The sequence below is a fragment of the Nocardia pseudovaccinii NBRC 100343 genome (assembly GCF_001613225.1).
Lineage (GTDB): Bacteria > Actinomycetota > Actinomycetes > Mycobacteriales > Mycobacteriaceae > Nocardia > Nocardia pseudovaccinii.
In genome coordinates, this window is record NZ_BDBY01000096.1 from 67891 (window position 1) to 82079 (window position 14189).

At 64.7% G+C, this 14189-nt stretch carries 15 protein-coding genes; 5 read left to right on the forward strand and 10 right to left on the reverse strand.

Annotated elements, in window-relative coordinates:
- Nucleotides 1-2: 2 nt before the first annotated feature.
- Nucleotides 3-266: an acyl carrier protein gene (locus tag NP3_RS10600; RefSeq protein WP_063040182.1), complete on the reverse strand. Its 264-nt coding sequence runs from the start codon at nt 264-266 to the stop codon at nt 3-5.
- An 828-nt stretch (nt 267-1094) separates the two neighbouring features.
- Between NP3_RS10600 and NP3_RS10605 the strand changes: the two genes are divergently transcribed.
- Nucleotides 1095-2312 (forward strand): PucR family transcriptional regulator, encoded by a 1218-nt coding sequence (locus tag NP3_RS10605; protein ID WP_063040184.1) that lies wholly within the window; start codon nt 1095-1097, stop codon nt 2310-2312.
- A 60-nt stretch (nt 2313-2372) separates the two neighbouring features.
- Here NP3_RS10605 and NP3_RS10610 read toward each other — a convergent pair whose 3' ends face one another.
- The 6 genes from NP3_RS10610 to NP3_RS10635 all read right to left on the reverse strand — a co-directional run bounded on the left by NP3_RS10610 (nt 2373) and on the right by NP3_RS10635 (nt 7714).
- Nucleotides 2373-3383, reverse strand: a complete 1011-nt coding sequence (locus NP3_RS10610; protein ID WP_063040255.1) for an alpha/beta hydrolase — start codon at nt 3381-3383, stop codon at nt 2373-2375.
- A gap of 295 nt (nt 3384-3678) precedes the next feature.
- Entirely contained in the window at nt 3679-4191 is a 513-nt protein-coding gene (locus tag NP3_RS10615) for a DoxX family protein (protein WP_063040187.1), read from the reverse strand.
- Nucleotides 4192-4644: an ABA4-like family protein gene (locus NP3_RS10620; protein WP_063040189.1), complete on the reverse strand. Its 453-nt coding sequence runs from the start codon at nt 4642-4644 to the stop codon at nt 4192-4194. It lies immediately after the preceding gene.
- Nucleotides 4641-5597 (reverse strand): hypothetical protein, encoded by a 957-nt coding sequence (locus tag NP3_RS10625; RefSeq protein ID WP_063040191.1) that lies wholly within the window; start codon nt 5595-5597, stop codon nt 4641-4643. Before NP3_RS10625 ends, NP3_RS10620 begins: the two co-directional genes overlap by 4 nt.
- 24 nt (nt 5598-5621) lie before the next feature.
- Nucleotides 5622-6836 (reverse strand): carboxylesterase/lipase family protein, encoded by a 1215-nt coding sequence (locus NP3_RS10630; RefSeq protein ID WP_063040193.1) that lies wholly within the window; start codon nt 6834-6836, stop codon nt 5622-5624.
- Entirely contained in the window at nt 6833-7714 is an 882-nt protein-coding gene (locus tag NP3_RS10635) for a VOC family protein (protein ID WP_245720882.1), read from the reverse strand. The genes NP3_RS10630 and NP3_RS10635 overlap by 4 nt, the downstream gene beginning before the upstream one ends.
- Before the next feature lie 85 nt (nt 7715-7799).
- Between NP3_RS10635 and NP3_RS49805 the strand changes: the two genes are divergently transcribed.
- A complete protein-coding gene (locus NP3_RS49805) occupies nt 7800-8252 on the forward strand; it encodes an Lrp/AsnC family transcriptional regulator (RefSeq protein WP_218024839.1) in 453 nt (150 codons plus the stop codon).
- A gap of 59 nt (nt 8253-8311) precedes the next feature.
- The gene (locus NP3_RS51875; RefSeq protein ID WP_507762163.1) at nt 8312-8752 is read left to right on the forward strand and encodes an Lrp/AsnC family transcriptional regulator; all 441 of its coding nucleotides are present in this window, start codon (nt 8312-8314) and stop codon (nt 8750-8752) included.
- Nucleotides 8753-8770: 18 nt separating this feature from the next.
- On the opposite strand, the gene NP3_RS10645 is transcribed toward NP3_RS51875, so the two are convergent.
- On the reverse strand, nt 8771-9571 hold the full coding sequence (locus tag NP3_RS10645; protein WP_063040195.1) for a VOC family protein: 801 nt from the start codon (nt 9569-9571) through the stop codon (nt 8771-8773).
- Between the two features lie 217 nt (nt 9572-9788).
- On the reverse strand, nt 9789-10997 hold the full coding sequence (locus NP3_RS10650; protein WP_063040197.1) for an esterase/lipase family protein: 1209 nt from the start codon (nt 10995-10997) through the stop codon (nt 9789-9791).
- A gap of 337 nt (nt 10998-11334) precedes the next feature.
- Between NP3_RS10650 and NP3_RS10655 the strand changes: the two genes are divergently transcribed.
- Nucleotides 11335-11985: a YdcF family protein gene (locus tag NP3_RS10655; protein WP_063040199.1), complete on the forward strand. Its 651-nt coding sequence runs from the start codon at nt 11335-11337 to the stop codon at nt 11983-11985.
- A 32-nt stretch (nt 11986-12017) separates the two neighbouring features.
- The gene (locus NP3_RS10660) at nt 12018-13127 is read left to right on the forward strand and encodes a fused (3R)-hydroxyacyl-ACP dehydratase subunits HadA/HadB (protein WP_063040201.1); all 1110 of its coding nucleotides are present in this window, start codon (nt 12018-12020) and stop codon (nt 13125-13127) included.
- Here NP3_RS10660 and NP3_RS10665 read toward each other — a convergent pair.
- Nucleotides 13031-14062: an LLM class flavin-dependent oxidoreductase gene (locus NP3_RS10665; RefSeq protein WP_063040203.1), complete on the reverse strand. Its 1032-nt coding sequence runs from the start codon at nt 14060-14062 to the stop codon at nt 13031-13033. The genes NP3_RS10660 and NP3_RS10665 overlap by 97 nt on opposite strands.
- Between the last annotated feature and the right edge of the window lie 127 nt (nt 14063-14189).

Here is a 14189-nt window from a genome sequence, read left to right on the forward strand (position 1 = left end):
ATCTACGCCCCAATACCAGAGCGCCGGTCGGCGGTGGACTTCGCGACCACACAGTCGATTACGTCGCGCGCGGTGTACAGTGTGGCAGCCTCCGCATCGGAGATCTCGATCCCGAACGTTCGCTCGAGTTCTATGACGAGTTCCGCTGAGCGGACCGAGTCCAAGCCATAATCCAGCAACGGCGTATTCACATCGATCGACGGCACCTGTAATCCCCGCGAGAAGAGTTCGCACACCCGTGTACCGACATCGTTCAACCCGGTCATCGCACGTCCTCCCACGCGCTCGAACCTGCCGCGTCCGCTGCTCGCGCGACGCGGGTACAGAACATCGACTCCGTCGCGAAAGCCATGAATCTTGGCTGCTCAGTGCGGAATCCGGCGTCAGCCGAGACTGCGATCACTTGCCCTCCGATACGGCAATCAGGACTTTCACGTCCAATATCTCGTCCATGCGCACAACTGTTGGCAATCACAGCGGTGCATGCACACATCTGTACACCGATGATTTACGGCTGGCAATGTGAATAGCCTCGACTCAGAGTCGGATCAAACTTTCAGCAACTATTTCGCTAATGCAGTCCGCCCGTATGCACGGAACTCGGCCGCACCCACCAGAAAGGGGGCGTGACGAAGCGGCGTCTGAGACAATTCATTCCATGAATCGTGGTCAAAGACAATTCGTCAATTCGGCCATCGGCGACTGCGCGGGATCATTTGTCAATAAATTCGCTGTTCATACCCGGTTCACTGAGCGGACAGCAGAGTTTCCGAACCGACCTATCGGTACTTTTGTTTTGCATCGAGCGGTAACACATTCCACGTCGAACGCAAAGTCGCGTAACGGCATTTTTACGTCATGTGGCCGGGCGTGCGCACTGCCCGAACTCTCGGCTAACTTCTGGTCCCAGCGGCGGATGTGACGGCTCTCATTACCCGCCGGTAGCTCCTCTGAAGCGCTGTGACCGGTCACAAGCGCCCGACCAACCGAGTAGCGCACTCTCACAGAACCAAGCGAACCGGTCCACATGCCACCCCGGGCAGTTACTGTGAATGCTCCACACAGCTACACCCGTGGCCAAAAAGGAGTCGCCAATGTCCGTCGACCACTCGACCAGGCCGACCCTGACCCTTTCGGGCAAGCCGATGTCGTCCCCGCTCAAGGACGTCCGCGCACTGTCCCGGCAGATGGTCGGCCACTTCGTGGACAACGTCATCCCGTGCGCGACGATGCCAGGGGAAGCCATCACCGGTGACTTCACCGCCAGCACCCGTGTCTGCCTCGAGATCGCGGTCAGCATGCTCGACGGCAAGGACATCCCGGAGAAGGTGCAGCGGCTCGAGGACCATGCCGCGGGCTGGGCCCGTGAGGGCGTGCCGATCGACACCATCCTGCATTCCATCCACGAGGGCTTCCAGATGGGCCTCGAGCTGGTGGTTTCCAGTGCGACGATCAAGGACTACGACAATCTCGTCGACGGCGCCAAGATGGTTGTCGAACTGCTCGACAAGCTGACCTCGGCGATCTCGGTGGCCTACATCCGCGAGCTGCGCGCCGTCGTCAGCGAGCACCACACCGCCGTGCACACCCTCACCTCCGCGCTGCTCGGCGGGCACAGCACTTCGACCATGGCGCGCGAATGCGGTATCGCCATCGCGGAGTCGTACGACGTTCTCGCCGTTGCCATTCCACCGCATCGCGACGAGCACAATCCGATGCTCGACGCCCAAGTGGTAGCCCGCCGCAAGTTGCGTAGGCTGCAGGCCGAACTCGCCACGCAATGCGGCGCGAGCGCACTGTCGCTGCTGAGTGTGGACGGCGGCACCGTGCTGATCCCCTCGGCCCAATTCGACAACGACAAGCTCGACGCGGTGGTCGCCAGGCTCTCGCACGCCGCGCAGGTCGGCATTGCGGCGACCATGGTCGTCGCCGCGCCGGAACAGATTCCGAACGCCGCCGACCAGGCGCACGAACTCCTCGACATGGTGCAGCGGCTGCAGGCGGTGGCCGGGCTCTACCGCTTCGACGAACTCGCCCTCGAATACCAGCTCACCCGGCCGGGACCGGGCCGCGAATACCTCGGTTCGCTGCTGGATCCGCTGGACGAACACCCCGAACTGCTGGAGACTCTGCAGCGCCACATCGGCAATAACCTCAACCGCCAGCGCACCGCCCGGGTGCTGCACGTGCACACCAATACCGTCGACTACCGGCTCAAGCGCATCGGACAACTCACCGGCTTCGATCCGTCACAGCCGTCCGGGCTGTGGTATCTGCGCTCCGCCTTGGTCGCGCGCACGTACCGCACCTGACACGGATGCACGCACCTGATAGAGAAGGCCTGCCGGAGATCGTTCGGCAGGCCTTGCCTGTCAGGAGGGAATGCCGAGCCCCTCGGCCAGCACAGGCCACGAATCCTTCAGCGCCTCTTGCCAGTACCCCCACGAATGGGTGCCCGTCGGCTGGAAATCGTAAGTAGCGGGGATCCCCAGCTGATCCAGTTCGGTGCGCAGGTTCTGGGTGCACCAGTTCACCGCGGATTCGATCACACCGCCGATCACCAGCTGGTTGAAGAACCCGCGCGGCCCGGGCTGCATGTGACTGCCGTTGTAGCGGTCATACATGCCAGGCACACCGGTCCCCGTCGAGATGAACAGGTGGATGCCGCGCAACTGGTCGGCATGCAAGTATGGGTCGTTGGCCGCCCACATCGGATCATTCGGCGGTCCATACATATTCACCGTGTCGCCCCCACCCCAGCCCTCCACCGCGAGCTTCACGAACTGCTGCCCGATCGGATCACTGATCTGGGCGCAACCGCTGTAGGCCGCAACCGCCTTATACAGACCCGGTTTCGCGATCGGCAACTGCAAAACCGATGTGCCCGAGGTGGACAACCCCGCGATCGCATTGACGCCCGTAGTTCCGAGTTCGGCATCGATCAGCGGCGGCAACTCCTCGGTCAGGAACGTCTTCCATTTGTACAGACCGAGTTTCGGATCCGGCGCACGCCAATCGGTGTAGTAGCTCCACTTCCCACCCACCGGCTGCACCACATTCACATCCTTGTCGGCGAGGAACCTCAGCACATCGGTGTTCTTCTGCCAGGTCGCACTGTCCTGCCCACCCCCACCACCGTTAAGCAGATACACCGTCGGCCGCGGCGTCGACCGATCCGCCGGACGCAACACCTTCACCATGATGTCCTGCTGCATCGCAGCGGAATACACCCGCAGCTGCACCGTCCGATCGTCCTCGGCCCACGACCCGGTGATCGACGACGACGCATCGGCGTTCGCGACCGACGGCACCACAACTACAGTGAACACCGCAGCAAGCGCAGCGAACGCGTACACCCAACGGCGGCAACGTATTTCACCCATCGCTCGGCCCGAATCGGCAATCGGCGCAGCCGTTCGTCCGGCGGAACTTCGTTTCATCATTCACTTCCTCCAGAACCCTGGCGTTCGTCGACTCGCACGGTTCGTACTCGTCAACGGCATGGAAACTGCGCCAACGTTAGAACTGGAGAAGAACGATGTTCCGCAGACATCGGCCGGATCTGGACACCTCACGAATGCCTCCGGCACCCCTAGGGATACGACACAACCCACGATTCTCGGCATCCGATAGTGCCCTGGCCAGCACAAAGACCCATCGTTCAGTGTGAAAAACCGGTCAGCGTTGCCTTGCCACGTCGACGAGTTCGGCACGGCTGCGGCTGTACAGCCCGGCAGCCCACAGCGCCACCGCGATGTAGAGCACCTGTTCGGGTATCCGAATCCACAGCGGGGATGCGGGCGCACCGTTGAACGGGATGTCGGATACGGCGGCGTGGATGTTGGCGGGCAGCAGGGTGACGAACAGTGCGGCCAAGCCGATCCCGGCGGGTCGTCGGATTCCGGTGAGGACGAGACCGAGCGCGCCGAGCAGTTCCAGCACACCGGTCAGGTACACCATGAAACTCGGGAACGGCACGAATGGCGGCACCATCGGCAGCAGATCACCGTGGGTGGGAGCCGGTCCGCTCGCGAGGCTGTCGGGAAGGAAATGCGTTGTGCCGGTGAGCACCAGCATCGCCGCGAGCGCATACGCCGCGCACGTCGGCCAACCGGTGAATCGAGTGGCCCCCAGTACACCCGACAGGCGCAGCCCGAACAGCACGATCAGGAGAAAGATCAGGATTTCCATTTATGTCTCCGCATGGGTGGGTTGGTTTGGAATCGGCCGGTATGCCGGGAGGAATCGGATGATCAGGTAGCCGAGTACGCCGAGCGGCGCAAACAAGATCGTGAACACCAGCAATGCGCTGATCGGCGCGGGATGGATGCCGCGTTCGCGGCTGTCGAAGTAGATCCAGCGGCCGAGAAACAGATCGAATCCGACGAAGTGCGCCCACGCCGCGGCCGCACCCGTACTGCTGGCGAGAATTGTTTGCAGCCCAGGCAGATTCGGGCTGGCAAGAGCGGACAGGAACGGTCCGAACTCCGGTAGCACCAGCGTCGCGTAGATCAGCAGCGGCGGCGCGCAGATCAGCGGTGAGGCGACGATGGTTGGCGTTCGGTGCCAGCGCGGCGCCAGGATCATCAGTGCCCAGAAGGGCGCGGCCGACCAGAAGGTGAGATCGAATAGTGCACGGGTCATCGAGTCGCTCCGATCGCGGTCAGCGGATCGGGTGACGGATGCGTGGACCGCGGTCGGCGCAGAATGATCATCGCGGCAGATCCGGTTGCAGCACTGGCGATCAAGGCCAGTGCCAGCAGCGTCGGTGCGTCCGGATGCACCACGGATTGTCCACGCAGCGCCTGCCAGGTCAACACGGCGAGCAGACTGCCGAAGGTTGCTGCCGTGACAGTCACGAGCGCTGCTCTGGATCGGGCCGATTGCAAAGCAGGGATTCGGCGGGCACCGAATTCCAGGGCCATGACGACCAGCGGAAGCAGTTGCACCGCATGCATTCCGACAAAATGCGGGATACGTAGATCACCACCGGCGGTGCTCCAGCCCAGAATCGGCAGGCCCGGTCCACCGTCGGGGAGGCCGACGGTGTGCGCGCCCTGGATGGCGCTGCCGGTCTCGCGTTGGGCCGGAGTCGGCATCACCATGAGCATCCCCAGCGCCGCGCCGATCAGCGACAGTGCGGCGCCGTAGCGGATCGCGGCGTTGCGTGCGGGATCCGGCGTCGGGTTGCGGAACAGAACCAGCGATACGACCAGAGTCGCGACCCAGACCACGATTATGGACAGCCCCATGGTGTCCCACAGCGCCGCATCGAGCGGAGTTGTGAAGTTGAAGTGGCTGGTGGTGCCGCGCACGATCTGGGTCACAATGACGGCCAGTTCCACACCGAGGCCGACGGCCGCCACCGTGCCCGCCCACCAGGCGACCCGCCGCCAGCGGGTGAGCTGGGCGATCAGCCAGGCCCAGGTGACCGCGTAGATCAGCACCGAGAGCGCGAATTTCACCGCCTTGGCCCAGATCGGCAGTCCGGTGAGGACCCGATCGTCGACGATCAGGCCCCCGATCGAGAAGAGAACAAGCAGTGCCATCGCGGTGGCGAGCAGCATCAGTGGGCGATGCCATTGCAGGGCGATCATGTCGTGTCCTTCGGCAGGAACTTGTCAGGTGTTTATGTGGTGTTCAGTAGCGCGGGACCAACCGGGGTCGCCGTGGCGGATGAAGCCGATCCAGCGCTCGCGCATGTCCTCGACCAGGGCCTGCGGCCGCTCGCCCATGAGCATCGGTGCGTGCGCCCACGCGGCCGCATTCCCGAGCAGGAACGGCAGTTCCAGGCAGTGACACGCGCCGAAGGGGCTGGTTGCCGGATGCCAGTCGAACCGGTAGAGCCATGCGGTATTTCCCTGCACCGCAAGGGTTTCCGCCAAACGTAAGGTAGGAGCACGGAACAGTTGGTGGGTCACGGTGTCGGCTGCGTCGTCGACCATCGCCGCCGCCTCGTCCTTTGTCGTTCCCAGCAGGACCTCGATACCCGCAGCAGAGGCCGATCGCACCAAGTCGCCGCTGACGAGAACACCGTCGGCGACCAGTTGATAGGGCGGCGCCGCACCACCGACGCACACCGCGACCGCATACTGCGCCGAGAGCAGCTCGGCCACCGGAACATCGAACAATCGCCGCTGCTCATCCGGCGCAAGACCCAACTCGCGCAACAGCATTCGCCCGGCGACGGCCGCGTCCTCGGGTGACGCGGGCGGTATACCGGCAGGGGTACTCTGCAGGATCGCACGCCGGAAAAGTCCGGCGGTTCCGGTCGCCATCGCGAGTATCGAGAGCGCCCCGCCGGATTGCCCGGCGACGGTGACCTGCGCCGGATTCCCGCCGAACGCGGCGATATTGTCCCGCACCCACTCCAGTGCGGCCATTTGGTCGAGCAATCCGAGATTGCCTTCGCTCACCCCGGGCAGGCACAGATATCCGAGAACACCGAGTCGATAGTTGATCGTCACGACCACGATGTCGCCGTGCTCGGCCAGCTCCGCACCGTCGTACCACGCCAACCCGCCCGAGCCGCTGGTGAAACCGCCACCGTGCAGGAAAACCAGCACCGGATGACCGGACCCGGCCGGTGCCCAAACGTTCAGCGACAGACAGTCTTCGGCCTGGGCGACCGTGAACCGACCCATGACGCGCTCCAGCCGCGACGCCAACTGCGGTGCGGCCGGGCCGATCTCGACGCTGTCGCGGATGCCCGGCCACGGCTCCGGAGCGCGCGGCGCACCGAACCGCTCGGCAGTCGCGAACGGAATACCGCGGAATGCGGTTACCGCACCGTCGGCACTCCCCCTGACCTTCCCCGTGGCAGTCTCGACGATCATGGCGCGACGAATGTCAGTCCGGCACCGTATGCGTCGCGCGCGGACACAAAGAAACCCGTCGCGGTGGTGCGAGTCGGCGTACCAGTGCTTTCCACAATCCGACGCGCGTGCTCGACATCATCGACCCGGATGGTCATCGCCGCGAAGTACGACGGCGCGGGAACCGGCTCACCGGGCAGCACCTGGTCGGCGTCCGACGCCCGAATGAATTCCAGTCGAACCTCTTTGTGCGCCAACACCGTCAACGAATCCTCGGTGGTCGGATCGACCCCGACGATGCGGCGGTAGCGGTCGACGATCTCGTCGAACTCGGTGTCGGCGGCCACGATCGTCACCGCCGCGATCCCGCGCGCCCCGTTCGGATGGTCGAGATACCGTGGCTGGTGCACATATTCGCGGGTCAGATGCTGGGAGATGCCGAGCAGACCCTCGGACGTGCTGCGCGGGTCGATGTGCACCGTGCGGGCGCGCATGGTCCGCACGCCGTCCTCGGTGTCCACGTCACGTTCCAGCTCGAGCACACCGGAAGCGGGGAGCCCGGCGTCGACGAGCCGCGTGCTGACCGCAGCGGCGTCGTCGGTCTCCAGGTTGAGAATCCGGAATCCCTCCGGAAGCCGCTTCGCGTGCCACGGGTCCGGCGCGGCGGCATCGACGATGCCGAACAATTCGATGTACGAACCGCCGAACACCGCGCATTCGTTGGCGGTGCACCCCAGAATCGCAGGTTCACCCGGCCGCTGACTCATCAGGTGCCGCGACCGCGGCGTCAAGGTGAATCCGAAGGACCGGTATCTACTCGTCATCGCATCGAAGTCACTGCCCTTGAGACCGGTGTGGTGGATGGCTCCGATGTACTGCTGGCCCATGTCGTCGTTCATGCGAACGAGCCTGCTGGACCACAGCGTCGAAGACCGCTTATCGGGCGGTCGACGCCGTTTTCGGACATCTATCTACCCTGATCGGGTGGATTCGGACACCCTCGACGATCTCGACCTGCAACTGCTGCACGCACTACAGATCGACGGACGCGCCGCATACAGCACAATCGCCCAGGTACTGGAGGTTTCCTCGCGCACCGTGGCCCGTCGATACGGCCGTCTGCGCACCAGCGGACTCGTTCGCGTCACCGGCGTCGCGGCCCCGGGGCCGATCGCTACCGCCGAGTGGATCGTCCGAATCACGGTGCGAGCCAGTGCCGCCGGCACACTGGCGCGCGCCCTCGCCCAGCGACCGGACACCGCCTGGGTGACAGTGGTGGACAGCGGTACCGAAATCGTGTGCATCTTCCGCATTCCCGACGACGGCCCGGCACCGCTGGCCGGACTCGCCCGACATGGCGATGTCCTCGATATCTCCGCACACCGGCTCCTGCACCACTTCATGCAGCGCCGCTGCGCGGCCGTACCTCCGCGCTGACCACCGCGCAAATCGAGGCGCTGCGACCACCGGACACCGACGCGACGCAGTCGCTATCGCTGACCGAGCTCGACCACCGGCTACTCGCCGCCCTATCGCTCGACGGCCGTACCTCCTACCCCGACCTCGCCCGCCGCATCGGCTGGTCCGAGACAGCGATCCGGCGTCGACTCGACGAGCTTCGACGCGCCGGGATACTTCGGTTCAGCGTCGAAATCGACCCCGCCGCATTCGGTTTCACCGTCTCCTGCGTGATCTGGATGAGCGTAGTTCCGCATCAGCTCCAGACTGTGGCGACAGCCTTGGCTTCCGACTTCGAGGCAGCATTCATCGGCGCCACCACCGGCGAGCACAATCTGATCGCGATCGCGGTCTTCCGCAACTCGGCAGAGCTGTATGCCTACCTCACCGAGCGGATCACCACACTGGACGGCATCGAGCGCATGGAAACCACACCGATCGCCTCATACACCAAGCGCGACGCCCAAATATTTCGCTAGTCGTTCGGCGACGGTCGTTTACTGCGGCATCTCCCCCACCCGCACGTTGGTGTCGATGATTCCGAATACCTCGCCCTGTGGCGCCGAGACCATCGCCATCCGGCCTGCGGGCGAGTCGGAGGCGGGCATCAGCACCGTCGCGCCGAGTTCACCGGCCCGCGCCAACCCGGCGTCGACGTCGTCGAACTGGAACCAGGTCAGCCAGTAGCTCGGCATGGGTTCGCCGGGCATCACGGTGTCGTCGTTCATGCCGCCTGCGGACTGTTCGCCGCCGCGCGGGGTGAACATCGCGTAGATCATGTTCTTGCCGTCGCCGACATCGGCGTAGGTGAAACCGAAGACATCGGCGTAGAACTTCTTCGCGGTGTCGAGTTGCCGGGTGTGCAGTTCGTTCCAGCAGTACGCGCCGTGTTCGTTGTGGACGGCGGCGCCGTTGTGCGCACGGGCCTGCCAGATGCCGAATGCCGCGCCGACGGCATCGACCCCGACGAACATGCGCCCGGCGTCGAGCACGTCGAAGGGTGGCATGACCACCTGACCGCCCGCCGCGCCCACCTTCTCGGCGATGGCGTCGGCATTATCGGCGGCGAGATAGGTCGTCCATACCGAGGGCATTCCGGCCTGCGGCTTAGGGCCGATCCCCGCAACAGCCTGCCCGCCCTTCATTCCCATCAGGTATCCACCGGCCTCGTCCCCGCCGCTCTCGATGGTCCAGCCGAACAGATCGGCGTAGAACTCGCTCGCCTTCACCGTGTCGTCGACCTGGCAGTCGACCCAACACGGGGTGCCCTCGGGCCAGGGTGTGCTTCGAACAGGCATCGGTATCTCCGTTCACTCGTCGGTTGCCTGCGGTCCCGGCGGGACTACCGATCCCACCAGAAGTGATGCCGATCACACTGCCGTCTAGTAGTGAACCAGCATCTCCGGCGGGTGTCCTGGAGTTCGCTGAACGTTTACCGATACCGGGTCCGGATATCCGAATGCCCACCGGGCCGATCCGTGCGGAATCGGCTCGGCGGGCATGCCTACTCGGGTGTCACAGCTTGCCGCCACCGCCGATCAACCATGGGTTGAAGGCGCATTCCAGATTCGGATGGCCGGACGGGTCGAGCGCGTTGAGCGCGATCGACAGGGCGCGCGGCGAGTACATGATCGTCAGATGGTCGGAGAGGTCCTGTTCGCAACCGTCCTGCAGGGTGATGTTGTGGACGGTCACGCCTGGCCCCGACTTCAGGAAGGTCAGGTCGTAAGGGTTGGTGACCTCGTCGTAGCGAGTTCCGACCACGGTGTAGTCGACGCCGGGGACAGTGTCGCCGTTGGCGTTGAGCTGGTTCACGAAATCCGAGCCGATGGTCTGCTGGATGCCCGCGTGACCGACGAAGATCTCGATGAATCCGAGAATATCGATGCCGAAGTTATTGATGGCCCGGCCCAATGCGCCGATGCCGTCGAGGCTGGTGCCGTGGTGGGTGGCGCCGAAGGTGATCAGATTCTTCACCTTGGCGGCGCCACCCTCGAACTTGGTGTACCAGTTGGCCATCGAACCGCCCTGGGAGTGGGCGACGATATCGACCTCGGACGCGCCGGTCGCGGCCAGCACTCGATCGACGAAGGCTGCGACCTGTTTCGCCGAATCCTGGATGTAACCGGTGCCCATCACACCGGGTAGCACCGAGCCGAGACCGCCGCCTTCCAGCAGGTTCGAGCGCCCGTAGTTGAAGGTGAAGACGCAGAAGCCCGCATCCTTCAGCGGCTGGCCCATATAGGCGAATCCGTTGTAGGCATTCATCCACGTGCCGTGCAGTGCGATCACGGGGCGCGGATGTTCGGCGGTCGGCTTGCAGTTCCAGTCGTTGGTGCCGGGCGGTGCGACATCGGGATTCAGCAGGCCGTAGCCGAAGGCTGCCAGCCACGATGTCATCGGCGGCCCGTAACCGTGTGTGTCACTGGCGTATCCACCCGACGACCCGGAGCTGCTGCCGGAACCGCCGTAGCAATCACCGGAGCCGTTGCCCGATCCCGCACCGCTGCCCGAGGTGCAGGCCGAACCCGAACTGCCCGCGCTGCCGGAATCGGCGACCGGCGCCGCCGTGCGGCCCGCGGCGATGTAGTCGGCCAGAGTCTGCTCCGTGGGCGCCGGATCGGGATTCGCATTGGCCGCGACCTCGGTCACACTCATGGCGAGCACCGAGACGCCCATCATCACCGCGGCGCTGACCGACCGACCGCATCTACTTCGTTTCATGACATGCCTTCCTGGAGAACGACAGCGTTCGAGTCGCAGCGCCGAGGTATGTCGGTCGACGGCACTGAAACTGCGCCAACGCTAAAGCCCGATTTCGGTCGAACCCGTAGGACGGCAAGGCAACTGGATACCTCACCAATTGGCTTTGCCGCCGTTAGGGGTGCGGCACAATCACGGTTTTCCGGTGTCGCCGTGACGCGCACAATCCGCACGATCGAATTCGGTGAATTCTCCAGATCACCAACTGATCACGAGGAATTCGCAAAGTTTGGGGCGACCATGGTTCCACGTTTTCCTGCCGTCGACGGCCACCCGACGGCTAATGAGTGGAGCTGCCATGTCCGATCCGATCGAATCCACCGTCCGCTTCGGCCGCGGCATCGCGCGGATGACCGCGGGGACCCTGCTCGGCGCCGCGACGGTGGCGACGGCATTGCTGCACAGCCCGCCCGCGTTCGCGGATGCGGGCGGCTCGGCCGAGCAGCCGCAGGGGATGCTGTTCGGTTGGCCGCCAACCGAACCCGCACCGTCGGCGCGGATGCTCGGGTTCCGCGGACCGCAGACCGCGATCGTGGTGCTCGGGTACGGACTGCTCCCCGACGGCGGAATGCGACCGGAGTTGATCAGTCGACTGCACGCGGGGTATGTGCAGGCCCTGCTGGCTCCGCTGTCACCGATCATCGTGACCGGCGGTAATCCGCGAAACGGAGTCACCGAGGCGCAGGCGATGGCGGATTGGCTTATCGGGCACGGTATCCCGGCCGAGCGCGTCCATATCGAGGCCGAGGCGGTGTCGACTGCCCAGAATGCCGAACGTTCGGCTCGGATCATGCACGATATCGGCATGCGCGACGCCGTCGTGGTGACCTCCGCCGACCATATCGACCGGGCCGCAGCCCTCTTCGGCGATGCCGGAGTCCCCGTCGTCGCCACGGTCACGCCCGAAAAGGTACCGCCGCTCGTTTGGGAGTTCGGGCCGAGATCCTGAGACGCACCATATTTCGCAACACAGGAGCAAAAATGAACAAGAGCGCCGTCGATGCCGCTGCCGCCCCAGCCGACCAGGCCCGCGCATTACTCGACCACCGATATCGATCCGCCACCGCCTACGAGGTCGGACGGGAAAAGATCCGTGAATTCGCCCGCGCGGTACAGGATTTCCACCCCGCACATTGGTATGAGGAGGCGGCCGCGCAGCTCGGCTTCGACGGTTTGATCGCCCCGCCCACATTCGCCTCGATAATCCTGCTCCGGGTCCATCGCGAAATACTCGATACTCTCATCACCGGCTACGATTCGCACCGGATTCTGCACGCGGACCAAGTGCTCGATATCGGCAGGCCGCTGGTCGTCGGCGACCGGATCACCTGTGATGTCTATTTCGAATCATTCCGGCATTTCGCCGACTACGACGTGCTCGCGGTCAAGAGCGTATTGACAGATCAGCGCGGCGAGGTGGTGCAGACCGGGTCGACGGCTCTACTGGCGCGCACCGGGCCCGATGAAGCGGGACTGGCAGAGCGGGTCAGCCGGATCGCCATGCACGCCCCCGATGCGCTGGGTACGCCCGGCGTCGTTGTTCCGGGCGACGGCGACGGTATCGTGGCACCGATCTCGCCCCGCACACCACGCACCACGATCGATTTCGAATCCCTTTCGGTCGGTACCGAGTTGCCGACCCGGGTCGTACATCTGTCGCGCGGTGATCTGGTCAATTATGCCGGGGTGACCGGTGATACCAATCCGGTGCTGTTCAGTCAGCAGGCCGCCAACGCGACCGGTCTGCCGACCGTCGTCGCCCCCGGCATGCTCAAACTCGGCCTGGCCGCCGGATACCTCGGTGGCTGGCTCGGCGATCCGGCGGCTGCCACCCGATTCCGCGCCCAGTTCGCGCATTACACGCACTATCTGCACATTCCGCCGCTACAGGCCAGCGCCGTCGAATTCCGTGGCCGGATAACCTCACTCGATCCGCATCGCCGCATGGCCACGGTCGCGGTGGACGCAAGGTCGCACGGCCGCAGGCTTTTCGGCTACGCCGCGGCGGAAGTCCTTTTCCCGGAGCGGGATCGAAGTCCGGTCAGCCGCGCGAGTCTGCGATGTGAGTCCAGCCGCGCGGCGCGGTCGTAAGTGCTGGTGTGGACCAGGATTTCGTCCGCGCCGGTGCGTGTGACCAAGGCTTCCAACGCCTCCGCGACCTCGTCCTCGGTGCCGTGGATATGGTCGCGCAGCGCCTCGTCGAAGATACGGCGTTCCCGCTGGGTCATCGTCATGGATTCGATCTCCTCGGGTGGAATCAGCACCGGAAACTCACCGCGCGTCCGGGAATACGCGTTCGACCACGCCTCGGGCAGCAACAGTCGATGGGCTTCCTCGGTCGAATCGGCGATCACCACCGCGCCGGATACGACGACATACGGTTCGGATCCCCAGGGCGTCGGACGGAATTCCGCGCGATAACGGTCGATCGCATCGACCATGCGGTCCGTTCCGGCGATCGAGGCGATGACCAGCGGCAAGCCGAAGCGCGCGGCCCGCTCCGCACCGGAGCCGGTCGCGAGTAGGAAGGCGGGTACCCGCAACCCTTGCGCAGGCCAAGCGTGCACTCCCGACTTGCCGCGCGTGAAGTACTCGAGCACATCGGTGAGCTGTTGATCGAAATCGTCGGCATCGCTCTTGCCGTGTCCGAGCGCCCGTCGCACCCCATCGGTGAAACCCACCGAGCGCCCGAGCCCCATATCGATCCGCCCCGGGTACAGCGATTCCAGGACACCGAATTGCTCGGCCACGACCAATGGCTGATGGTTCGGCAGCATCACCCCGCCGGTCCCGATTCGGATCCGCGAAGTCACCGCTGCGGCAGCCGCGGCCAGTACGGTCGGCGCCGAGCCCGCGACGCCGGGAACACTGTGGTGCTCCGAGACCCAGAACCGGTGATAGCCCCAATCCTCGGCCGAGCGCGCGAACTCCACGGTCTCCTGGAGTGCCTCCGGATGGCTCTGGCCGCGTCGGACGCGTGAGCGATCCAGAATCGAAAACCGCACCTCATCGAGTCCCGAAGTCATATCTGTGTCAACACCCCGGGCCCCGCCGCATTCCACCGCGCGGATCGCTGTGGATGGAACAATGGAAATCACACCTGCGTAACCCGGTAGCCGGTCCTGCGGTCGTCGACGCGTATCGCGGCTCGGC